Origin of the sequence: Sorangium sp. So ce296 (assembly GCF_051529605.1) — a bacterium.
GTDB lineage: Bacteria > Myxococcota_A > Polyangia > Polyangiales > Polyangiaceae > Sorangium > Sorangium cellulosum_D.
This window is the reverse complement of the sequence record NZ_CP150325.1, coordinates 12,994,130-13,016,024: the sequence shown is the minus strand read 5'-3', so window position 1 is coordinate 13,016,024 and position 21,895 is coordinate 12,994,130. Positions and strand designations below refer to the sequence as shown.

At 72.5% G+C, this 21,895-nt stretch carries 15 protein-coding genes and 1 tRNA gene; 8 read left to right on the top strand and 8 right to left on the bottom strand.

Annotated elements, in window-relative coordinates; all coding sequences use genetic code 11:
• Positions 1-18: 18 nt before the first annotated feature.
• On the bottom strand, positions 19-4,452 hold the full coding sequence (locus WME98_RS48030) for a protein kinase domain-containing protein (protein ID WP_437948254.1): 4,434 nt from the start codon (positions 4,450-4,452) through the stop codon (positions 19-21).
• A 284-nt stretch (positions 4,453-4,736) separates the two neighbouring features.
• On the opposite strand from WME98_RS48030, the gene WME98_RS48025 reads away from it, so the two are divergent.
• Both WME98_RS48025 and WME98_RS48020 read left to right on the top strand, forming a co-directional pair.
• A complete protein-coding gene (locus WME98_RS48025) occupies positions 4,737-5,156 on the top strand; it encodes a response regulator (protein ID WP_237245555.1) in 420 nt (139 codons plus the stop codon).
• Between the two features lie 103 nt (positions 5,157-5,259).
• Positions 5,260-6,030: a carbon-nitrogen hydrolase family protein gene (locus tag WME98_RS48020; protein ID WP_437948253.1), complete on the top strand. Its 771-nt coding sequence runs from the start codon at positions 5,260-5,262 to the stop codon at positions 6,028-6,030.
• Positions 6,031-6,076: 46 nt separating this feature from the next.
• Here WME98_RS48020 and WME98_RS48015 read toward each other — a convergent pair whose 3' ends face one another.
• Together WME98_RS48015 and hemW are read right to left on the bottom strand one after the other, a co-directional pair.
• The gene (locus tag WME98_RS48015; RefSeq protein WP_437948252.1) at positions 6,077-7,018 is read right to left on the bottom strand and encodes a pyridoxal-phosphate dependent enzyme; all 942 of its coding nucleotides are present in this window, start codon (positions 7,016-7,018) and stop codon (positions 6,077-6,079) included.
• Between the two features lie 73 nt (positions 7,019-7,091).
• Positions 7,092-8,327, bottom strand: coding sequence for a radical SAM family heme chaperone HemW (gene hemW, locus WME98_RS48010; RefSeq protein WP_437948251.1), 1,236 nt, complete (start codon positions 8,325-8,327; stop codon positions 7,092-7,094).
• 362 nt (positions 8,328-8,689) lie between these two features.
• On the opposite strand from hemW, the gene WME98_RS48005 reads away from it, so the two are divergent.
• Positions 8,690-10,864, top strand: a complete 2,175-nt coding sequence (locus tag WME98_RS48005; protein WP_437948250.1) for a RelA/SpoT family protein — start codon at positions 8,690-8,692, stop codon at positions 10,862-10,864.
• A gap of 9 nt (positions 10,865-10,873) precedes the next feature.
• On the opposite strand, the gene WME98_RS48000 is transcribed toward WME98_RS48005, so the two are convergent.
• A complete protein-coding gene (locus WME98_RS48000; protein ID WP_437948249.1) occupies positions 10,874-11,410 on the bottom strand; it encodes a YkgJ family cysteine cluster protein in 537 nt (178 codons plus the stop codon).
• A gap of 338 nt (positions 11,411-11,748) precedes the next feature.
• Here WME98_RS48000 and amrB point away from each other — a divergent pair, with 338 nt between their 5' ends.
• Positions 11,749-13,014: an AmmeMemoRadiSam system protein B gene (gene amrB / locus WME98_RS47995; protein WP_437948248.1), complete on the top strand. Its 1,266-nt coding sequence runs from the start codon at positions 11,749-11,751 to the stop codon at positions 13,012-13,014.
• Positions 13,015-13,150: 136 nt separating this feature from the next.
• Here the strand turns inward: amrB and WME98_RS47990 are convergent, their stop codons facing one another.
• Positions 13,151-14,380, bottom strand: coding sequence for an FHA domain-containing protein (locus WME98_RS47990; protein WP_020736537.1), 1,230 nt, complete (start codon positions 14,378-14,380; stop codon positions 13,151-13,153).
• Positions 14,381-14,822: 442 nt separating this feature from the next.
• On the opposite strand from WME98_RS47990, the gene WME98_RS47985 reads away from it, so the two are divergent.
• Positions 14,823-14,897: transfer RNA gene (locus WME98_RS47985), tRNA-Gly, on the top strand.
• Between the two features lie 198 nt (positions 14,898-15,095).
• Positions 15,096-16,259: an AAA family ATPase gene (locus WME98_RS47980; RefSeq protein WP_020736536.1), complete on the top strand. Its 1,164-nt coding sequence runs from the start codon at positions 15,096-15,098 to the stop codon at positions 16,257-16,259.
• On the opposite strand, the gene WME98_RS47975 is transcribed toward WME98_RS47980, so the two are convergent.
• The 3 genes from WME98_RS47975 to WME98_RS47965 form a co-directional block, all read right to left on the bottom strand.
• Positions 16,171-17,379 (bottom strand): pseudouridine synthase, encoded by a 1,209-nt coding sequence (locus tag WME98_RS47975; protein WP_437948247.1) that lies wholly within the window; start codon positions 17,377-17,379, stop codon positions 16,171-16,173. The genes WME98_RS47980 and WME98_RS47975 overlap by 89 nt on opposite strands.
• Before the next feature lie 242 nt (positions 17,380-17,621).
• Positions 17,622-18,398, bottom strand: coding sequence for a hypothetical protein (locus WME98_RS47970; RefSeq protein ID WP_437948246.1), 777 nt, complete (start codon positions 18,396-18,398; stop codon positions 17,622-17,624).
• 1 nt (position 18,399) lies between these two features.
• Positions 18,400-19,233, bottom strand: coding sequence for a hypothetical protein (locus WME98_RS47965; RefSeq protein WP_437948245.1), 834 nt, complete (start codon positions 19,231-19,233; stop codon positions 18,400-18,402).
• 279 nt (positions 19,234-19,512) lie between these two features.
• Here WME98_RS47965 and WME98_RS47960 point away from each other — a divergent pair, with 279 nt between their 5' ends.
• Together WME98_RS47960 and lepA are read left to right on the top strand one after the other, a co-directional pair.
• Positions 19,513-19,722 carry a ribbon-helix-helix domain-containing protein gene (locus tag WME98_RS47960; RefSeq protein WP_020736532.1) on the top strand — a complete coding sequence of 70 codons (210 nt, stop codon included), beginning with the start codon at positions 19,513-19,515 and terminating at the stop codon, positions 19,720-19,722.
• A 310-nt stretch (positions 19,723-20,032) separates the two neighbouring features.
• Complete coding sequence (gene lepA / locus WME98_RS47955; RefSeq protein ID WP_437339122.1) at positions 20,033-21,835, top strand: elongation factor 4; 1,803 nt, start codon at positions 20,033-20,035, stop codon at positions 21,833-21,835.
• Positions 21,836-21,895: the final 60 nt, after the last annotated feature.

Here is a 21,895-nt window from a genome sequence, read left to right as displayed (position 1 = left end):
CGCTGCGCGCGCCGCCCCTCACCGCTCGTCCTGCGCGTCCCCCGCGTCGGCCCGCGCCCCGCGGCGATCGAAGATCTGCGTCAGGAGGCCGAGCGCGCCCTGCCGCTCGGCGATCTCGCGCCCCTTCCGGAAGGAGGCCGCCGCGCGCGCCCGCGCCTCCGCGGCGGTCGGCGCGCCGCGCGCGAGCGCGATCTCGCCCTCGAGCCGGCAGAGCTCGGCCTCGAAGTAGCGCTCGTCGCTCTTCTCGACGAAGGAGAGCGTGTCGTCGAGCAGGGCGCTGGCCTCGTCGACGTTGCCGGCGCCGAGCTCCGCGTCGATGAGCGCCGCTCGCCAGTAGGTCAGCGACACGCGGCTGCCGACGCCCATCAGCATCGTCAGGCCGCCGCGGATGCGCGCGGCGCCCTCGGCGTAGCGCGCGCGCGCCTCCGCGCCGGCCGGCCCCTGCGCCGCGCGCGCCGCCGCCGCCCAGCCGAAATCGATCTGGCTGAGCGCCGCCCAGTGGGGCATGCCCACCTCCTCGGCGAGCTTGCCGAGCACGCTCGCGTGCGCCTCCGCGCCGGCGACGTCGCCGACCAGGCAGCACAGGACCGCGGCGAAGTGCTCGACGAAGCCCCGGCTCACGGGCTGGTTTAGCTCCTCGCACAGCGCGATCGCCTCGTCGATCGACGCCTTGCCCCGCTCCGGCTCGCCGAGGTGGAACGCGATCCAGGCGAGGTGCGACAGCGAGAACGCCGCGGCGTCGTGGCCGAAGAGGAAGGCGAGCGGCAGGTGACGCGCGGGATCGTAGATCGACAGCACCTTGTTGAAGTGCTCGCGCGCCTCGCCGAGGCGCCCCCGGAGGAAGCGCGTCGCGCCGAGCGCCTGGTGCGCGCCGAGCGAGATCCCCGGGTCGCCCGTGCTCTCGGCGAGCGCGAGCAGCTGCTCGCCGTGCTGCTCCGCGAGCGCGTAGTCGCCGCGGACGTGGAAGAAGATCCAGAGCCCCCACAGCGCGGGGAAGAGCTGCGGCGAGGAGCCCGCCTCGCGGCAGAGCGCGTGCGCGCGCGCGTACGCCGCCTCGACCTCCGGGGCGGCGTAGCCGCGCGTGATCATCAGCGGGACGCCGAGCGTCGTCTGCAGGGTGATCTCGTCGCGCGCCCGCTCCTTCGTCTCCGGCAGCTGCTTGAGGAGCTCGAGCCCGCGGCGGAGGTGGCTCATCGCCTCGGCGTGCGCGGACGAGATGAGCGAGGCCTCCCCGGCGCGCTGCCACGCCGCGACGGCGGGGCCGATCAGCGCGGCCTCGGTGTAGTGGTGCGCGAGCAGCTCGGGCGGCGTCCCGGGGAAGCGCTCGGCGAGCACGGCGGCGATGCGCGCGTGGTACACCTGCCGGGTGCTGCGCAGCAGCGACTGGTAGGCCGCGTCCTGCACCAGCGCGTGCTTGAACGTGTACGTCGCGCGCGGGGGGCGCCCCCGCTGGAAGAGCAGCTCGGCGTCGACGAGCTGCGCGAGCGCCTCGCGCAGCGCCGCGGGGCTCGACGCCACGAGGAGCGGCTCGCCGCCCGCGCCGCCCCCTGCGCAGAGCTCGAGCGCCTCGTAGCCGAAGGTGCGGCCGAACACCGCGCCGAGCTGCGCGACCTCCTTCGCCGGGCCTAGGCGGTCGAGGCGCGACGTCAGCGAGTGCTGGAGGGTGACCGGCGTCTCGAGCGCGCTCAGCCACCCGCTACGCGCGCTCGGCGAGCCGGCCGCCTCCCCTGCGGCCGCCTTGGCGGCGGCCGCCTCGAGGACCATGCGCGTGAGCTCCTCGGCGAACAGCGGGACGCCGTCGCTGCGCTCGGCCAGCGTCCGGATCACCTCGTCGGGCAGCGGGGCCTGGATGGCCGACGCGCCGCTCGACGCGTACGCGCCGGCCAGCTGCTGGATGAGCGCCCGCATCCGGTCGGCGCTGAGCGGCGCGAGGTAGATCTGGGTGAAGTGCGATCGCAGCGGCCACGGCGGCGTGAACGTGGGGCGCGCGGTCAGGAGCAGCAGCAGCGGCGACGGCCGCCCCTCGTCGATGAGCCGGCCGAGCAGCTCCAGGGTCGACGGATCGGCCCAGTGCAGGTCCTCGGCCGCGAGCACGAGCGGCTGCCGATCGGCGAGCCCGAGGAAGAGCTGGAGGAGCGAGGCGATCGTCTCCTGCCGCTGGCGCTGCGGGGTGAGCGCCGGCGCCGGGTGGCGCCCCTCGGTCGGGATCGACAGCAGCGCGGCGAGCAGCGGCACGGCGAGCGGCCCCGCCTCCGCCTCGGCGAGCAGCTGCTCCAGCCGCTCGAGCCGGTCTTCGCCCTTGTCGAGCGACGCCCCGCGCTCGCTCGGCGCCGCGACCGAGCCGCTCAGCGTGCTCGCGCGGTCGCGATCGCCCGCGAGCAGCGCGTTGAGCAGCTCGATCACCGCATAGAACGCGCTGTTCTGGAGCTGCGGCGAGCAGCGCGCCTCGAGCCAGAGGTGCGGCGTCCCGGCCAGCCGGTCGCGGAAGGCGCGCACGCTCCGCGACTTGCCGATGCCGGCCTCGCCCGTCACCAGCACGACCTGCCCGGCGCCGCCCGAGGCCCGCGACCACCGGGCCGCGAGCTCGTCGAGCTCGCTGTCCCGCCCGACGAGCGGGGTGAGCCCGTGGTGCATCCTCGCGTCGAGCCGGTCCCGCGCGGTCGTGCGCCCCTGCACCGCGAAGATCTCGATCGGCTGGCGCGCGCCCTTCGGGCTGATCTCGCCGAGCGCGTCCACGTAGTAGTAGCCCTCGATGAGCTTCTGCGTGGCGCGGCTGACGAGCACCGTGCCCGGCTCGGCGTGGGTCTTCAGCTGCGTCGCGGCGTTCAGGGTCGGGCCGGCGAGCGAAGGCACGGCGTCGCTGTCGGCCACGACGACGATCCCGGTGTGCACGCCGACCTGCACCGACAGGGGCACGGACACGATCTCCCGCGCGTTCAGGCGGGAGATGTGCTCGACGAGATCGAGCGCCGCCTGCACCGCGCGGAGGGCGTCGTCCTCCTTGGCCACGGGGTGGCCGAAGTAGGCGATCGTCTCCTCGCCGGGCGAGCGGAGGAACACCCCCTCCTGCGCCCCGATCACCTGGGCGCACGCGGCCTGGAACATCTGCACGAGCTCGTGGAACGCCTCGCTGTCGACCGTGTCGGCGATGCGCTCGGCGCCGGCGAGCCCGCAGACCAGCACGGTCAGCTGGCGGCGCTCGCCGCGGCCGGTGGCGGTCACCGGCCGCGTCCCGGGCGCGGCGCTCGGGAAGGAGGGGAGCTTCGGGGCCAGCGGCGCCTCCTGGGTGCCGGCGGCGCCGGGGTGGAACGACGCGCTGCGGATCGGCCTCACCGACGGCCCGGCGGGCGCGAGGCCGCGGCCCGGGATCGCGAGCGTCGGCGCTGCGCCGAGCCGCTCGTCCTGCCACTGCTGCTCGGGCGATCTGCGCTGCGTGCCCGGCGGCGGCTCGGGCTCGGAGGGCACGAGCTGCGTCTCCTGGTCCGCCGCGGCGTCGTGCACCGCGCGCGTCGCGATGGCCCGCTGCTCCGGCGAGCCGCCGCGCTCGTCGTCGCGAGGCAGCGGCCACGGGATCGCCGACACGTCGCAGCCCTCCAGCAGCTCGTACGCGTCGCGGGCGGACCGGAAGCGGTGCGCCGGCGACTTGGCGGTCGCCTGCGCCAGCAGCGCGCCGAGCGGGTGGCCGCGGAGGGCGCGGGGGATGGGCACCGGCTCGGGGCTCAGCTGGCGAAAGATGACCTCGGCGACCGTCGCCTCGTGCATCACCGGCGCGCCGATCAGGCACTCGAGAAAGGTGAGCCCCCATGCGTAGATGTCCGCCGCTGTGGTCGGGGTCGACTGCACGAGCTGCTCCGGGGCCATGTAGGCCGGGGTCCCGTTGAACTCGCCGGTGCGCGTGAGCGCGCGGTAGTCGGCGGCGCGGGCCTCGCCGATCAGCGCGGCGATGCCGAAGTCGAGCACCTTGACGTGCGTCCGCTTGCCGGAGCCGGCGACCATGATGTTGTGCGGCTTGAGGTCGCGGTGGATGACGCCGCGCTCGTGGGCGAAGCCGATGGCGTCGAGCACCTGGAGCATCAGCCGCTTCGCCTCGTTCGGCTCGATCCCCCGCGTGCGCTGGCAGCGCGCGCTCAGCGTCTCGCCGTCGACGTACTCCAGGGCCAGGTAGAGCTCGCCGTCGGGCAGGCGTCCGGCGTCGAGGAGGCGGACGATGTTCGGGTGGCTCAGCTGGGCGATGACCTGCATCTCGCGCTCGAAGCGCGCCTCCTGCGAGCCGGACTCGCGCGAGCGCCGCAGCGCCTCGGGCCGCAGCAGCTTGAGGGCCACGCGCTGGGTGGTCACGATCTGGCGCGCGTCGTAAACGACGCTATGACCACCGCTGCCGAGGTGGCCGAGCACCTGATACCGGCCGTCCACGAGCGCGCCGACCTCGAGCAATCCATCGCGAGCGGACATCTCTTGATCTCTTACAGCCGAACGCCGCCGGAGGGGATCGTGAACGCCGCTGACAGCCCAGGTTGATCGCTCGCGCGTCCCGAGGCCGGCCGCGGCCTCGAGATGGGGAGCTGGCCCACGCCTCCGCGGCGCCCACCCCTCTGGCCCCGCGGCGCAGCGCGCTTCGCGGTCCGGCGCTGAGCGTGAGTCAGGCAACCGAGATTACTTCGGCTTGAGCGCGTGGTGCGGGAGGACGAGGTCTGATACCCTCGCGCTTGATGGGCAATGCCCCGCATTCTGGCAGCATGCCGCCACCTTCGAGTGGCCGGGGCCAAGGAACGCTCCTCTACGCCGTCGACGACGAGGAGAGCAACCTGGACCTCATGGACCGGGCGCTCCGCTCCGGCTACCAGGTCCGCACCTTCGGCGATCCGCGCCGCGCGCTCGCGGCGGCGGTGAAGGAGCCGCCCTCCGTGGTCGTCGCGGACTACCGGATGCCTCATTTCAGCGGGCTCGCGCTGCTGCGCGAGCTGCGCCGGCAGGGGCTGAGCTACGTCCCGGTGCTCGTCTGCGCGCCGACCGACGTGGAGCAGATCCAGAAGATCTCCCGGGAGAGCGCGAGCTTCCGGATCATCACGAAGCCCTGGATCGCCTCGGATCTGCGCCGTCAGGTCGACCTCGCGGTGAGCCTGCACCAGCTCCAGGCGACGAAGAACCTCCGCTGAGCCGAGCGCGCCCCGTGACCCTCCGGCGCGCGCTGCACATCGACATGCCGGGAGCGCCGCCGGCCTCCGCGGCCTCTCGGTCGCGGCGCAGGCGCGCCGGGCGATGGCGGTGAGCGCCCGCTCCCTCGACGTTGTCGCGCTCGAGCTGCCGCAGCGCTTCGGCGACCTCCGGGGCTCGCTCGCGGAGATCGATCGTCTCCTCGGCGCGCCCGCGCTGGCCGGGGCCGACCTCGCGCTCCTGCCCGAGCTGATCGTCACGGGCTACGTCTCGCCGCGGGGCGGCAGCGATCTACGCCGCTTCGCGGAGCCGCTCGACGGCGAGTCCGCGCGGCGGCTCTCCGAGCTCGCGCGCGAGCACGGCGTCGCGCTGGCGGGCCCGCTCGTCGAGGAGAGCCGGGGCCGCTTCTACAACACCCTGCTCGTCTTCGACCGCGACGGGCGGCGCGTCGGTCACTACCGCAAGCGCCACCCCTGGTTCCCGGAGCGCTGGGCGGCGCCTGGCGATCTCGGGACCCCGGTGTTCGATCTGCTCGGCGTGAAGGTGACGGTCGCGATCTGCTTCGACGTCCACTTCCTCTCCGAGGACGCGGGCGAGGCGCTCGACGCGGCCGAGCTGCTGCTCTTCCCGACGGCCTGGGTCGATCCGCCCGGGGAGGGCGACGCGCGCGCCGAGCTCCTCCCCGCGCTCGCGCGGCGCCATCGCGTGGCGATCGTGAACGCGAACTGGGGGCCGTCCCGCCCCGCGCTGGGCGGCCAGGGCGGCTCGCGCATCCTCGACGCCGACGGGCGAACGGTGGCGGCGGCGCCGCCTGGTCCGGGGCCGAGCGTCGTGCGCGCCGCCTTGCGCCTCGGGCAGGACGGGCGCGACAGCTGAGGGAAGTCGAGGGAGCTCGCCCAGCGCCGGCGCGCCGCGATCGCGCTCAGGCGAACGGGAGCTTGCTCAGGTCGACGTTTCCCCCGCTCAGGATGACGCCGATCCGCGCTCCCTCGACCTTGCGCAGCAGGACGGCCGCCACCGGGACCGCCGAGCTCGGCTCGATGAGGATCTTCATCCGCTCCCAGACGACGCGCATCGCCTTGACGATGTCCTCTTCGCCCACGGTGACGATCTCGACCCCGCGCTCGCGCAGGACCCCGAAGGTGAGCTCGCCGAGCGAGGTCCGGAGGCCGTCCGCGATCGTGATCGGGTCGTTCGAGGGGAGGATCTTCCCCTCGCGCAGCGAGCGGGCCGCGTCGTCGGCCGCCTGGGGCTCGGCGCCGACCGTGCGCGCGCGCGACAGCGCGCTCGTCGCGATGGCGGTGCCCGAGAGCAGCCCGCCGCCGCCGACGGGCGCGACCACGGCGTCGAGGTCCTCCACCTGGCCCGCGAGCTCCAGCGCGGCCGTGCCCTGGCCGGCGATGACGTGCGGGTCGTTGTACGGGTGGACCAGGATCGCGCCCGTCTCGGACAGCACGCGGGCGAGCGTCTCCTCGCGCGCCCGGAGCGTCGGGGCGCAGGTCACGATCCGGGCGCCGTAGCCCTCCACAGCGGCGCGCTTCACGGCGGGCGCGCTCTCGGGCATGACGATGTGCGCGGGGACGCCGCGGATGCGGGCGGCGAGCGCGAGCGCGGCGGCGTGGTTGCCCGAGGAGTGGGTGGCGACGCCGCGGCGCGCGTCCTCGTCCGAGAGGGCCAGGACCGCGTTGCACGCGCCGCGGAACTTGAACGCGCCGACCCGCTGCAGGTTCTCGCACTTGAAGAAGACGCGCGCGCCCGCCATGCCGTCGATCGTCCGGCTGGTCATGACGGGGGTCACGTGGGCGTGCGGCGCGAGGCGCGCGGCGGCGCGGCGGATGTCCTCGATCGTCGGCAAGGGGCTCATGGACGGGCATCGGAGCGCGGCCTGCGCCCGACGTCCACCGCGAGCGCGCGGCGCCCGCGAGCGCGGCGCGGCGTCAGAACAGGTCGGCCGCGATGCCGTCGGCGAAGACCCAGGCGGCCCGCGGGACGCTGAGCCGCCCGCCGTCGACCTTCAGGCGGCCGTCGCGCTCGAGCCGCTCCGCGGCCCGCCGTCGCGCGGGCGTCCACGCCGGCACCCCGAGCGCCGCCGCCGTCGCCTCCAGATCGAACCCCTCCCGCAGCCGGAGCCCGAGCATGATCCGCTCGGACAGGCGCGTCTCCGGGTCGAGCCGCTCGTGGCTCTCCACCGGGACGGGCCCGCCGCCCTCGGCCATGGCGGCCATGTACCGATCCGGGCTCACGACGTTCCGGTAGCGGATCGCGAACGCCTCGCCGCCGTCCTCCGCGCCGGCCGAGCCCAGGCCCCAGCGCGGATCCGGGCGCGATACGGTCCCGTAGGCGGCGCACCCGAGCCCGACGTAATCGACGCCTTTCCAGTAGCCGAGGTTGTGGCGCGCCTCGTGGCCGGGCTTCGCGTAATTCGAGACCTCGTAGTGGGCGAGCCCCTCGGCCTCGAGCGCCTCGTCGATCGCGAAGAACGTGTCCGCCACCCCGTCGTCTCCGGCGAGCGGCAGGCGCCCGCGCCGCGCCAGCTCTCCGAACGAGGTGCCCGGCTCGACCGTGAGGCTGTACGCCGAGATGTGGGTCACGCCGGTCGAGGCCACGGCGCGCGCCTCGGCGGCGGCCTGCTCCGGGCGCTGCTCCCGCGCTTCCTCGGCCGTCCCCACCGCGACACCGTAGATGAGATCGCCGCTCACGCGCGGCATCCCGGACCGGAGCGCCGCCGCGAGCGCGCCGAGCCCGCCGTCGGGGTCGTGCAGGCGCCCGAGGAACCGGAGCCGCTCCACGTCGAGCCCCTGAACGCCGACGCTCAGACGGTTGACCCCGATCGCTCGGAACGCTCGGGCCCGCTGCTCGTCGAGGGAGGTCGGGTTGCACTCGACGGTCACCTCGAGGTCGGGCGAGAGGCGGCCGGCGGCCGCGGTGATGGCGGACAGCACCCTGCCCATCTCCTCCGGCTCCCACAGGGACGGCGTCCCGCCGCCGAAGAACACGCTCCGGAGCTCGCGCTCGCCCAGCGCATCCGCCCGCCTCCGGAGCTCGGCGAGCACGGCGTCGGCATAGCCGCGGTGGTCGATCGCCTCCCGCGCCTTCGCGAAAGAGACGAAGTCGCAGTAGGGACACTTCTTGAGGCACCAGGGGAAGTGGACGTAGGCGGTGATCGGCTCCATGGAATCCATGAACATAGGAGACAGCGGATGCGACGGATGCGGATGCGACGGGTGCGATGGGCGTAACGGACGCGACCGACGCGACCGACGCGACCGACGCGACCGACGCGACCGGCTCGGCCGAGACGACCGACGCAATCGACGTAGCTGACGCGACTGACGTAACCGACGCAACTGACGCAACCGAGGCAACTGACGCAACCGAGGCGACGGACGCGGCCGGGGCGGCCGCTGCGGGAAATGAGAAATGCATCGGCGGCGCGACCCGCGCCGGAGACGCGCATGGTGACACAATTGCGGGGCCTAGATCGCGGTGTTAGCGTGCCAAAGGGAGAGGGCGCATTGCGCCCGCCGAACTCTTCATGCTGACGTTGACGGAGCTTGTCGATCGCGTTCGGACCTACCAGCCGGCTGCAGACGTCGATCTCATCGCCCGGGCTTACGCCTACAGCTCTGACGCTCACAGAGGGCAGACCCGCAAGAGCGGCGACCCGTATTTCTCCCACCCGGCGAGCGTCGCCGCGATCATCACCGAGCTCAAGCTGGACACCGCGAGCGTCTGCGCCGGGCTCTTGCACGACGTCGTCGAGGACACCCTCGCGACGACCACCGACATCGAGAACACCTTCGGCCAGGAGGTGGCGTTCCTCGTCGACGGCGTGACGAAGCTCTCGAAGATCAACTTCGCCTCCAAGGAGGATCGGCAAGCCGAGAACTTCCGCAAGATGCTGGTGGCGATGGCGCGCGACATCCGCGTGCTCCTCGTGAAGCTGTGCGACCGCCTCGACAACATGCGGACGCTCGAGTTCATGAAGCCCGAGGCGCAGGACCGGATCGCCCGGGAGACGATGGAGATCTACGCCCCGCTCGCGAACCGCCTCGGCATCGCGCGCTTCAAGAGCGAGCTCGAGGACCTGTCGTTCAGGTACATCGAGCCGGAGGCGTGGGCGGACCTCTCTCAGAAGGTCAAGACGACCGCGAAGGAGCGCGACAGGTACATCCACGAGGTCTCGAAGGTGCTCGCGGGCAAGCTCGCGGAGCAGGGCTTCGCGGTCGACGTCACCGGCCGCGCGAAGCACCTCTACTCGATCTGGCGCAAGATGCAGGCGCAGCAGTGCGACTTCGACCAGGTCTACGACGTCATCGCGTTCCGCGTGCTCGTCGAGTCGGTCGCCGACTGCTACGCGACGCTCGGCGTCATCCACTCGCAGTGGACCCCGGTCCCCGGCCGCTTCAAGGACTACGTCGCGCTGCCCAAGCCGAACATGTACCAGTCGCTGCACACGACGGTCATCGGGCCCGGGCGCGAGCGGATCGAGATCCAGATCCGCACCCACGAGATGCACCGCGTGGCGGAGCAGGGCATCGCGGCGCACTGGAAGTACAAGGAGAACAACTCCGGCGGCATCGACCCGAAGGACGCCGCGCGGTTCGGCTGGCTCCGCCAGCTGATGGAGTTCCAGAAGGAGCTCAAGGACCCGGCCGAGTTCCTGGAGAGCGTCAAGGTCGACCTGTTCCAGGACGAGGTGTACGTCTTCACGCCGAAGGGGGACGTGCGCGTCTTCCCCCGCGGCTCGACGCCGATCGACTTCGCCTACGCCATCCACACGAAGGTCGGCGAGCACTGCTCGGGGGCGCGGGTCAACGGCGCCATCGTCCCGCTCCGCTCGAAGCTCCGGAACGGCGACGTCGTCGAGGTGATGACCAACCCGAGCCAGCACCCGTCGAAGGACTGGCTCGACTACGTGTCGACCAGCCGCGCGCGCTCCAAGATCCGCAACTACCTGCGCGCGGAGCAGCGCGAGAAGTCGCTCAAGCTCGGCCGCGAGCTCCTCGAGAAGGAGATGCACCAGCGGAGCATGAGCCTGAGCCGCCTCACCAAGAACGAGGCCGAGCTGCGCAAGGTCATGGACAAGTTCGGCGTCGCCTCGGCCGACGAGCTGTTCATCTCGGTCGGCTACGGCAAGGTGAGCGTCCGCGCGGTGTGCGAGTTCCTGGCGCCCACCCCCAAGGAGAACGACAAGGGCACCCCGACGACGCCGCCCGAGTCGATCAAGGAAGGGCGCATCGAGTCGCTCGTCCGCAAGGTGACAGGGCGCGACAGCCCCGGCATCCTCCTGAACGGCATCGACGATGTCCTCGTCCGCTACACGAAGTGCTGCAACCCGCTCCCCGGCGACGAGATCGTCGGGTTCATCACCCGCGGCCGCGGCATCACGGTCCACCGCCGCAACTGTGCCAAGGCGTTCGACACGGACCCCGAGCGCCGCGTGGAGATCTCGTGGGACTCGCGCGCGAAGATCAACCGCCCGGTGCAGATCAAGGTGATGACGGCGAACCGGCCGGGCATCCTCGCGACGGTCGGCCACACGTTCCACGAGCAGGGCATCAACATCAGCGAGGCGACGTGTCGCGCGGGCGACGACGGCCGGGCGATGAACACGTTCACCTTCCTCTGCTCCGATCTCGCGCAGCTGAAGAGCGTCATCCGGCGCCTGCAGCGGATCCCCGGCGTGATGGCGGTCGAGCGGACCTGAGCCGGCGCGTCATCGGCCGCGGCGAGCGCGCGCCCCGCCGCTCGCCCTGGGCGGACCACCTGCGGCGCCCGGGCCGGCGTCCGGGAGCGCGCGGGTGAGGGGGCGGCCGAGGTCGCCGCCCGGCTCGTGCCGCGCCGCGATCTCCTGCACCTTGCGCACGAGCCGGGTCACGTCGTGGTGGCGCACCGGCGCGCCGGCGGCGGCGCGGTCGCAGAAGAACGTGCGGCACCCGAGCGGCCTCGCGGCGTAGATCGCGCAGCGGCCGGCGTCGGTGAGCAGCGGGCACCGCCGCTCGGCGGCCTGCGGCAGCGCGCGCCGCCGGCCCGGCTCGCCGGCGGACGCCGTCGGCTCGGGCGCCGGAGCCCCGCCGGCTCGCACGACGCCCTGGAGCGCCCGGGGGCCGCCCAGGGCCGCGATCGCGCGCCGGACGGCGGCGAGCTCGACGGACGTCACGTACGGCTCGCGGCCCGTGATGCCGAACCGGCAGCACTCGGTCGAGGCCGGGCAGGTCCAGCCCTGGAAGACCTCCTCCGCCTCGCGGTACACGGCCGAAAGCTCGGCGAGCAGATCGGCTTCACGGGCGTGCGGCTCAGGGGTCGCGGTGCGGCGCATTCGTCAGGGCGGGCGCTCGTGCGTCCGCGCGCACGGCGGCGGCCGGCGCGGGGCGGGATCGGAGCGGCGGATCCCGCGTCGCGAGCCTAGTGCCGCGCGGCGCCGCCGCGAAGCGGCAATCCGCGACCGCGCCTGGAGCGCTGACGCGCGGCACCAGCGCGGCCTTCCCGGAGGCGGGCCGCCCTGCGCCGGCGGACGCCGCCGCTGCCGCGGCGGGGCGCGCGAGCTTCGCGCGCTGGGCGGCGAGCGCGCACGCGCTATCCTCGCGGACGATGTCATCTCTGCGCCCGAAGCTTCGAGCTCTGGAGGTCGTCGTCATCCAGGATGAGCGCCACGGCCGCGCGCTGATGCTGCGCGACACCGAGGGCATCGCCCCGTCCGCCGTCGTCGTGCCCGCCGGGAGCTCCGCGGTGCTCGCGCGCTTCGACGGACGGCGATCGATCGACGAGATCGCGCGCGACGCCTCCCGGTCGACCGGCCAGCGCGTGGACGCCGCCTACGTGGCGCAGCTGGCCGACGAGCTGGAGGACGCGTGGATGCTGGACAGCCCGCGGTTCCACGCGCGCCGGCGGACCGTCGTGCGGTCGTTCGACGCGGCGCCGATCCGGACCGCGGCCCACGCGGGCGGCGCGTACCACGGCGATCGGCTGAAGCTCGCCGAGTTCATCGAGCGCCAGTGCCTCGGGGTCGCGCGGCCGCAGGGCGGCGCGGCGCGCGCCGCGGCCCAGGGCGCGACGAAGCGCATGGTCGGGCTCTGCGCGCCGCACATGGACCTCTGGCGCGCCGCGGCCGGCTACGGGCACGCCTACGCCGCGCTCGAGCAGGCGCTTGCGGCGCCGGGGCTGGAGAAGGTCGACACCTTCGTTCTGCTCGGGACGTCGCACGCGCCGATGCGTCGACCGTATGCGGTCTGCGAGAAGACGTTCGCGACGCCGCTCGGCCCGCTCGAGCCGGATCGCGAGATGATCGCGGAGCTCGGGGCGGCGAGCCGCTTCGACGTGCACGAGGATCAGTACCTGCACAAGAACGAGCACTCGATCGAGTTCCAGGCCGTGTTCGTGCGGCACCTCCTCGGCGGTCGCGCGGCGTCGATCGTGCCCATCCTCTGCGGTCTCTCGGAGTGCCAGGCGCGGCGCCGCGACCCCGCGCAGGACGACGGCGCCGAGTCGTTCCTGACCGCGCTCCGCGGCGCGCTGGCGAGGCGCCCCGGCCGCGTGCTCGTGATCGCTGGGGCGGACCTCGCCCACGTCGGGCCGCGCTTCGGCGATCCCGCGCCGCTCGACGAGCGCCAGCGGGGGGCGCTGCGCGATCGCGATCTCGCGTCGATCGAGCGCGCGACGTCGGTCGATGCGCCGGGCTTCTTCGCCGATGTCGCCCAGGACCTCGGCACCCGCCGCGTCTGCGGCCTCGGCCCCATCTACACGCTGCTCCGCGCCCTCCCGCCGTCGTCGCGCGGAGAGCTGCTGAACTACGAGCAGTGCGTCGACCCCGAGGAGGGATCGATCGTCAGCCACACGTCGCTCGGATTCTACGGTTGAAGGTCGCGTTCGCTCGGCGCGTCGCGCGTCGTCACGGGGCGAAGCGCGCTCGTCCGCCGCGCTGCGCGTCGCCGTGGGGCGCGCCGGGAGCCCCGCGCTTTCGCGCCGCGAGGCTCCCTGGCGGACGGCGGTCGGCTCAGCCGCGCGGGACCCTGCGGCGCGCGATGTCGAGGCCGAGCCGGTCGGCCTCGCGGTAGATCGCCTGCCGCGACATGCCGAGGGCCCGCGCCGCCGACGCGACGGAGCCGTTGGCGCGGGCGAGCGCGTCCTCGAGGCGGGCGCGCGCGAGCGACGGATCCGTCGCCGGCGGGAGGTTCGGCTTCACGCGCGGGCCGCGCGCGAGCGAGCCCGCGATCGGCGTGACGGAGAGCGGACCATCCGGCGCGGCCTGCGCCGCGGTCACGATGGCGTTCTCGAGCTGCGGCACGCCGCCCGGCCAGCCGGCGCGGACGAGCGCCTCCAGGAGCTGCGGGGTGAAGCGATCGAGGCCGATCGCGTTGCGCTCCGCGATGTCGCGCACGATGAGCGGCACGTCCTCGCGCCGCATCTCGAGCGTCGGGATCGTGATCCGCTTGCCGGAGAAGAGCGACGCGAACCACGGCGCCACGCGCCCGTCGCCGGCCGCCCGATCGAGGGGCTGCCCGGTCGTCGCGATGATGCTGACGCCGTTCGAGCGGCCGACCGAGTGCGCGATCTCGAGCTGCTGCGGCCGCGGCAGGCGATCGGCGTCGAGGACGAGCCAGGTCATCGGCCGCGCGCCCGGCGGGATGACCGGCTTGGTCTCGGCGCCGCCGTCGACGACCAGGGTCTCGCCCAGGCCCTCGCGCACCGCGGCGGCGAGGCGGGCGAGCGTGCGCTTGCCGACCCCGGGCGCGCCCTCGATGCAGACGCTGGAGCCCGACTGCACGAGCTTCATCACCGGATCGATCCAGTCCTTGCGCTGCTTCGAGCCGAACACGAGCGGCCCGAGGCGCGACGGCGCGCCGTCGTACAGCGCGAGGTGCCGCTCGACGAAGACCGCGAGCTGCTGGCCGAGCCGCACCACGTCGCCGTGCATCACGCCGATGCGGCGGGCGCGGACGCCGTTCACCCACGTGCCGTCGTGGGTGTCCATGTCCTCGATGTAACAACCGTCCGAGCGCACGCTGATCTTGGCGTGCTCCGGCGCGACCCCGTTCCCCTCGATGCGCCCGTCGCGCGCGGCGCTGCCGATCACGGCGCCGTCCATGAGGCTCACGATCCGCGGCGGACCGTCGAGCCCGATCAGGACGAGCCCCCACCCGCCGTCGTCATCCTGTCGCTTGGCGTGGACTCCGGACCGGTACTCCTTCTGAAGGACCGGCGCCGCTGTCTCCGCAACGTCCACTCGCAAAGCAGTCTGTTCGTTCATGCTCCCCCCAAGTCCAAAGGACCTGCCTGGTCGACCCAGGCCAACCAAGAGCGCGCCGAGCGGCGGGCACCCTTATGATGTAAGAGCGCGCCACACGGTGCCGCTGTCGCGAACGCGAAGGCTTTTGTGAGCGGCACCTTGCGCGGTGCTGCTTGGCGAGCCCCCTCGCTCGCAATGGCCACACAATACTCGACCAGAGCGGCCGTGCAACCTGCCGGCGACGGAAGTTTTAAGGTTTTGTTCTTCAGAGCTTGACTCTGGTCACGCCGATTGGTACTCATCCGCCACGCATCGACGGAGGCGCCCTCCGGTGATGACCCGGCGCGAATCAGGAAATCTCTGACGAGCGCTTTCAAATTCGGACAACGGTTCAGTCGGCTGTCTGAAAATGAATTTCTGAATTGGGTGATTGACATCTGCGGGAGTAACTCAGTGGTAGAGTGCAACCTTGCCAAGGTTGACGTCGCGGGTTCAAATCCCGTCTCCCGCTCCACGACATAGGCTCTGCGACAGCGAGCAGACCAGCGAGGCCGGTGCGACCCACCGGCCTCTGTGTTTTGTTCCACCGCTCGGCGCGCGGGCGCCGGGGGGGAAGCGCGGGGCGCGACGGGGCTCGAAGCGCTGATCATGCGTCGATCGATGCGTCGATCGATGCGCCGGGCGGCAGGCCTGTGATACGAGGAGTCGCCTCATGTCCGCTCCGCTCCACGAGCGCCTGCGCCTCCTTGCCCACAGCCTCGAGCGGCAGTTCCTGGGCAAGGACGAGATCATCCGCCTGCTCATGATCGCGGTCGTCGCGGGGGAGCATTGCGTGCTCCTCGGCCCGCCCGGGACCGCGAAGAGCGCGCTCATCCGCACGCTCGCCGAGCTGATGCAGGCCCAGTACTTCGAGTACCTGCTCACCCGCTTCACCGAGCCGAACGAGATCTTCGGCCCCGTCGATATCGGCGCTTTCCGCGAGGGCGTCTACCGACGGAACACGTCGGGGATGCTCCCCGAGGCCGAGATCGTCTTCCTCGACGAGGTCTTCAAGTCGAACAGCGCGATCCTGAACGCGCTGCTCACGCTCCTGAACGAGCGCAAGTTCTCGAGCGGCGGCCAGGTGATCCGCTGCCCGCTCATCAGCGTGTTCGCGGCCTCGAACGAGGTGCCGGGCGACGAGACGCTGACGGCGATCTTCGACCGCTTCCTCCTGCGCGTGCAGTCCGACAACCTCGACGCCTACCACTTCAGCGAGCTGCTCCAGCGCGGCATCCAGCAGGAGATCCGGCACATGGCCGGCGAGCCGCTCCGCCCGCTGGTCGCCGCGCGCGAGCTCGCCGAGCTCGGCCGTGGGTTCGGCGCGCGGATGAACTTCGGCGACGCGTTCCTGTCGGCCTACAAAGGGCTGGTGTTCCAGATCCGCGCCGAGGGGATATCGCTCTCGGACCGCCGCGTCGTGAAGATGCTCAAGCTCTTCGCCGCGAGCGCCTACCTCGACGGCCGTCAGACCACGGACGCGAGCGATTTCTTCGTGCTCAAGCACATCTGGAACAACCAGGATCAGGCGGCGATCCTCGAGGGCATCGTGCAGCCGGTGCTGGAGGCGTTCTTCCGCGAGCACCCGGATCGCCGCCGCGTCGGCGCGCTCGGCGTCGGGGTGGAGGCGCTCGCCGCGGAGATCGACCGCATCCGGCAGATCCTCACGGGGGGCGCCGCGCTCGGCGATGTGCAGCTGTTCAGTCAGCTGAAGGCGCTCGGCGAGATCAAGCAGGCGCTCGCCGGCATCAACGACGCCCGCGCCCGCGAGCTCGAGGCGCGCGTGTCTCAGCTGCTCGAGGCGTCGTTTCGGAGCGGGCGCTTCGCCCAGATCTAGCGCGGTCGGCGCCGGGCGCCGCCGGCGAGCCGCCGGTGGCCCTGGAGCGTGCCCTGGGCGCGGCCGGACCCGCGCCGGGCGCCGCCGGCGAGCCGCCGGTGGCCCTGGAGCGTGCCCTGGGCGCGGCCGGACCGAACCCGGGCGCGTTCGCGGCGTCGGCGCCGGCCCTGGAGCGTGCCCTGGGCGCGGCCGGGCCGAACCCGGGCGCGCTCGCGGCGTCGGCGCCGGCACGCGCGCGGGCCCGCGGCTGCGCGGGCGCCCCACGGCTGCGCCCGGACGGGCCGGCGGCCTCCGCCGCGCCTCGAGGCGACGCCTTCGCGCCCGAGCGGGCCAGGCCGGCGGCGCGGCGATGGTCGACCGGCCCCGACGACGCGCCCATCACCGCGCCACGGATGCGCTTGGGCACGCCGAACGCCTCGCGGATGTGGAGGAGCTCGTCCACCGTCAGGGCGCGCCACTCCCCCGGCCGAAGCCCTTCCGAGCTCACGCCCGCGAACGTCGTCCGGGCCAGGCGCATCACCGGCCAGCCGGTCGCCTCGCCCATGCGCCGGATCTGCTGGTTGCGGCCCTCGCGGAGGGTCACCTCGAGCCACGTCTTGTCGCCCTCGCGGCGGAGCACCCGCGCCTCGGCCGGCAGCGTGACGCCGTCCTCCAGGCGGATCCCCTCGCGCCACGGCGTGAGGTCGTCCTCGCTCATGACGCCCTGGACCTTCAGCACGTACGTCTTCGGCACACCGCCGCGCGGATGGAGCAGCCCGTTGGCGAAGTCGCCGTCGTTCGTCATCAGCAGGATGCCGCTGGTCGCGAAGTCGAGCCGACCCACGGGGTAGAGGCGCGCGCCCGTGCCGCGCACGTAGTCGGCGACCGTCGGGCGCCCCTCGGGATCGCGCAGGGTCGAGACGACGTTCCGCGGCTTGTGCAGGGCCACGTAGACCGGCGCCTCGGAGACCAGGCGCTTGCCGTCGACCTCGATCCGGTCCTTCTGCCGGTCCGCCTTGAGGCCGAGCTCGGTGACGACGCGGCCGTTCACGCGCACCCGCCCGGCGAGGATGAGCTCCTCGGCCGACCTGCGCGAGGCCACGCCGGCCCGCGCGATGATCTTCTGCAGACGTTCTTCCATGGTGTGCTCGGGACCTGCGCCGACGCTGCGATGCCGGCGGGCGGCTCTGATAAGCACGCCCCTCGCGCCGCGTCGACCAACGTTGGTTCCGCGCGCTCCTCACGCCCGAGCCCGGCGTCGGCGCCGGCGCGCCAAGAGGTCGGCGGCGGCGAGCGCCCGCGGCCCAGCAGCGCCGGGGCGCGGGCCGCAGGCGAGGCCAGGCGGGCGGGATCGGCCTCCAGGCCGGCCGGAGGAGGCGCGCGCTATTTCTTGTCCTTGGCGGGCTCCGCGCTCCCGCTGCCGCCCGCGGCCTCGTTCGCCTTGTCCGCGGCGGCTTGATCCTCCGCGGCCTTCTTCGCGGCCGCCGCGGCGGCCTCCTCTTCCTTCTTGCGCTCGTCTTCCTCGACGCGGCGCTTCACCTCGTTGTCGTGGTCCCACCGATCGACCCGCTCGTCGGCGTCGATGTCCACGCCCATCCGCTCGAGCCGGCCCATGCGGTAGATCTCCCACACGTCCGGCTTGCCGTCGCGGTTGGTGTCCCGCTTGATGCGCGCGAGCTTGCCGCCACTGTAGTACTTCCACTCGTCGGGGTTGCCGTCGCGATCGGAGTCGATCCTCACCTCGGCCAGCCGCCCGCCGGCGAACGTGAGCCAGGTGTCGATCCGGCCGTCGTAGTTCGCGTCGGACTCCTCGTGAAGGCTCTCGCCCTTGTCGTTGTACCTGCGGACGACGTCCTTCACCCCGTCGAAGTTGGTGTCGATCTCGCGGCAGACGAGCGCCCGGTGACGATCCTCGCCGGTGCCCACGATCTGGTAGACGCGCCGCACGTTGGGCTGGATCGCGCCCGGCCCCGCGGTCTCGCTCGCCTCGCGATCCTGTCTGCCCTTCCAGTCGCACATCGAGCGATCGTCGATGCTGCCGTCGGCCCTGCGCGCCGCCTCGACCTTCGGCGCCTTCGTGCCGTCGAACCCCGGATCCGAGCCGCACGCCGCGCCGAGCAGGCCGAGCGCGGCGAGCGCGATGAGCGCTTGTCTCCTCATGTCACGGTCCCTTCTTGTCGGCCGGCTGGCTCGCGGCGTTGGCAGGGGAGGGCGCGGAGCCCGCGGGCGCGGCGCTCGCCGCCGGGGCCGCGCCGGCCGGGGCCGCCGCGCCCGCCGGCGCACCGGCCGCCGCCGGCTGCCCCGGCGCGGCGCCCGCGTCGCCCGCGGGGGGCGCCGCGCTGGCCGGCGGAGGCGCGGCCGCCTTCGGCGCGCCGTACGACTCGGCGCAGAGATCCACCACGCTGTTCGGATCGGGCTTGCCGTCGGCGTTCTGATCGCTCGCCACGACCGCGCACTTCGGGTCGTTCGGGTTGTTGAACTGCCACCACTGGTCGACGATTCCATCGCCATCGGAGTCGCGCTCGCGGCGCGCGAGGCGCGGCCCCTCGTAGTAGTCCCAGGTGTCGAGCTTGTCGTCGAAGTTGGTCTCGCGCTCCTTCAGCACCACGGCGCCGCGCTCGTAGTGCGCGATCTCGTCGGCGCGCCCGTCGCGGTCGAAGTCCGACTCGCGCCGGCGCTCGAGCCCCTGGCCGTCGTAGTAGATGAAGGCGTCGATCGCGCCGTCCAGGTTCAGGTCGACGACCCGGCAGACCTCCCGGCCATCCTTGTTTACGTGGATGATGTCGGGCGTCCCGTCGCCGTTCACATCGACCTTCTGCGCAGCGGCGGAGTCTTTCTCGCAGGGCTCGTGGACGATCGCCGTGTCCCGCTCGCCGGTCGCGCTCTTCGCGCTCTTTGGCTCCGGCGTCGAGGACGCGCAGGAGGCGACGGCGGCGGTCATCAGGGCCACGAGCAAGCACCTGGGCGACGGCCAGGTGAGCGGGAATCGCGTCATCGAGAGATTCCTCCGGCGGGCCCGGGACCTTCGGGACAAGCTCGGCGCGCCGGGCGAGCCGTCCCGACGCGGACCAGCTTCGGCGGCAGTCTAGACCGCCGTCCGTGCGCACATCAAGAAGCCCACAGGAGGCGACCCGCCTGCCAGCGCGCTCGATCCCGGGCCATCGCCGACCACCGTCAGCGCCATTCCGATTGACAACATACGTACCGGCATCTAGGGTAACGTCTTGTCAGTCGTACCCATCGAGACTGGCGGGTTTACCCTCCCGGGCGTGACATGTCGCGGAAGAAAGTCTCGACGACCATCTACATCACGCCCGAGCAGGCCGAGCGGCTGAAGATCCTGCACGAACGCACCAAGGTCCCGATCGCCGTCTACATCCGCGAAGGGATCGACATGGTTCTCAAGCACTATGAGCACGTGCTGCCAGGGCAGATGTCCCTGGAGAGCACGCCGGTCCCCCCGCCGCCGATCCCGAAGAAATGACCCCGACCGGGGGCTGACACGCCCTCCCGGCCAGACTGCCCGCGTCCTCGGCCCCGGAAGCGGCCGGAGGCGACCGGGGAGGGCGGGCGCCCGGACGCAGCGCGCTGTCGGGGCGGATAGCTTCGCGGCGCAGGTCGCGCTAGGAGCAGGCACGCCGCGGTCCACCATTTCCCGCGGCGCTCGCAGCGCGACGTGCTGCGGTTCGTTTCTCGGAGGGTCACGGACCTCGGGTCCGCTCCTTCGCATCCCGGTCGAGGCCGCGCGCCGCGGCCGCTAACGCTGGTCAGGTCGCCGCGCCCTGAAGCTCGCCATGCCCGTTGACGCCAAGCTCATCCGCAACTTCTCCATCATCGCCCATATCGACCACGGCAAGTCCACGCTCGCCGACCGCATCCTCGACGCGACCGGGGCGCTCACCGCCCGCGAGCAGAAGGAGCAGTTCCTCGACAAGATGGACCTCGAGCGCGAGCGGGGCATCACCATCAAAGCCCAGACCGTGCGGCTCGATTACGCCGCGAAGGACGGGCAGACCTACCGGCTGCACCTCATCGATACGCCCGGGCACGTCGACTTCAACTACGAGGTCTCGCGCAGCCTCCAGGCGTGCGAGGGCGCGCTGCTCGTCGTCGACGCCAGCCAGGGCGTCGAGGCGCAGACCCTCGCGAACGTCTTCCTCGCGCTCGACAACAACCTCTCGATCGTCCCGGTCCTCAACAAGATCGACCTCCCGTCCGCCGACGTCGAGCGGACGACCCGCGAGATCGAGGACGTGATCGGCCTCGACTGCTCCGGCGCCATCCCCGCCAGCGCCAAGACGGGGATCGGCATCGCGGAGATCCTCGAGGCCGTGGTCGCGCGCGTCCCCGCGCCCAAGGGCGATCCGAGCGCGGCGCCCCGCGCCCTCATCTTCGACAGCTGGTACGACAGCTACCGCGGCGCGGTGGTCATGGTGCGCGTCGTCGACGGCGTCCTCCGCAAGGGGCAGAAGGTCCGCTTCATGGCGACCGGCCGCGACTACGAGGTCACCGAGATGGGCGTGTTCACGCCCCACGCGACCGCCATCACCGAGCTCGGGCCCGGGGAGGTCGGCTTCCTCGTCGGCAACATCAAGAGCGTGGTCGACACGAAGATCGGCGACACGGTGACCGACGCCGTCCACCCCGCGACGACGCCGCTGCCCGGCTTCAAGGAGGTCAAGCCGATGGTCTTCGCCGGGATCTTCCCGACGGACTCGGCCCAGTACGAGGACCTCCGCGACGCCCTGTCGAAGCTCCACATGAACGACGCGGCGTTCGTCTTCGAGCCCGATACGTCCGAGGCGCTCGGGTTCGGCTTCCGGTGCGGCTTCCTCGGCCTGCTCCACATGGAGATCATCCAGGAGCGGCTCGAGCGCGAGTACAACCTCGACCTCATCACGACCGCGCCGAGCGTCGTCTACCACTGCTTCCTGAACGACGGCTCGATGAAGTCGATCGAGAACCCGGCGAAGCTCCCGCCGCCGAACCTCATCGATCGCATCGAGGAGCCGATCTTCCGGATGACCGTCCACGTGCCGTCGGCGTACGTCGGCGCGGTCCTCGCCCTGTGCCAGGAGCGGCGCGGGGAGCAGAAGTCGATCCAGTACGCCTCGTCCGACCGCGTGATCATCACGTACGACATGCCCCTCAGCGAGGTGCTCTTCGACTTCCACGACAAGCTGAAGAGCGTGTCGCGCGGCTATGCGTCGATGGACTACGAGCTGGTCGGGTACCGCGCCGACGACCTCATCAAGCTGGACATGCTGGTGAACGGCGACCCGCTCGACGCCCTCAGCGTCATCGTGCACCGGGAGAAGGCCTACGCCCGCGGCCGGGACCTCGCCGTGAAGCTCAAGGACATCGTGCCGCGCCAGCAGTACGAGGTCGCCATCCAGGCGGCGATCGGGTCGAAGGTCATCGCGCGGACGACCGTGAAGGCGATGCGCAAGGACGTGACCGCCAAGTGCTACGGCGGCGACATCAGCCGCAAGCGCAAGCTCCTCGAGAAGCAGAAAGAGGGCAAGAAGCGGATGAAGATGGTCGGGAGCGTCGAGATCCCGCAGGAGGCGTTCCTCGCCATCCTGAAGATCGACTGAGGCGCAGGGCGCCGCCCACGCGCCGCGCCGGCGCGGCACGCGGGCGTGGCGGCGCGCGGC

Bases quoted from the DNA above. Each gene is read 5' to 3' on its own strand.
- WME98_RS48030 (WP_437948254.1), bottom strand. From the start codon at position 4,452: ATGTCCGCTCGCGATGGATTGCTCGAGGTCGGCGCGCTCGTGGACGGC.
- WME98_RS48025 (WP_237245555.1), top strand. From the start codon at position 4,737: ATGCCGCCACCTTCGAGTGGCCGGGGCCAAGGAACGCTCCTCTACGCC.
- WME98_RS48020 (WP_437948253.1), top strand. From the start codon at position 5,260: ATGGCGGTGAGCGCCCGCTCCCTCGACGTTGTCGCGCTCGAGCTGCCG.
- WME98_RS48015 (WP_437948252.1), bottom strand. From the start codon at position 7,018: ATGAGCCCCTTGCCGACGATCGAGGACATCCGCCGCGCCGCCGCGCGC.
- hemW (WP_437948251.1), bottom strand. From the start codon at position 8,327: ATGGAGCCGATCACCGCCTACGTCCACTTCCCCTGGTGCCTCAAGAAG.
- WME98_RS48005 (WP_437948250.1), top strand. From the start codon at position 8,690: ATGCTGACGTTGACGGAGCTTGTCGATCGCGTTCGGACCTACCAGCCG.
- amrB (WP_437948248.1), top strand. From the start codon at position 11,749: ATGTCATCTCTGCGCCCGAAGCTTCGAGCTCTGGAGGTCGTCGTCATC.
- WME98_RS47980 (WP_020736536.1), top strand. From the start codon at position 15,096: ATGTCCGCTCCGCTCCACGAGCGCCTGCGCCTCCTTGCCCACAGCCTC.
- WME98_RS47975 (WP_437948247.1), bottom strand. From the start codon at position 17,379: ATGGAAGAACGTCTGCAGAAGATCATCGCGCGGGCCGGCGTGGCCTCG.
- WME98_RS47970 (WP_437948246.1), bottom strand. From the start codon at position 18,398: ATGAGGAGACAAGCGCTCATCGCGCTCGCCGCGCTCGGCCTGCTCGGC.
- WME98_RS47965 (WP_437948245.1), bottom strand. From the start codon at position 19,233: ATGACGCGATTCCCGCTCACCTGGCCGTCGCCCAGGTGCTTGCTCGTG.
- WME98_RS47960 (WP_020736532.1), top strand. From the start codon at position 19,513: ATGTCGCGGAAGAAAGTCTCGACGACCATCTACATCACGCCCGAGCAG.
- lepA (WP_437339122.1), top strand. From the start codon at position 20,033: ATGCCCGTTGACGCCAAGCTCATCCGCAACTTCTCCATCATCGCCCAT.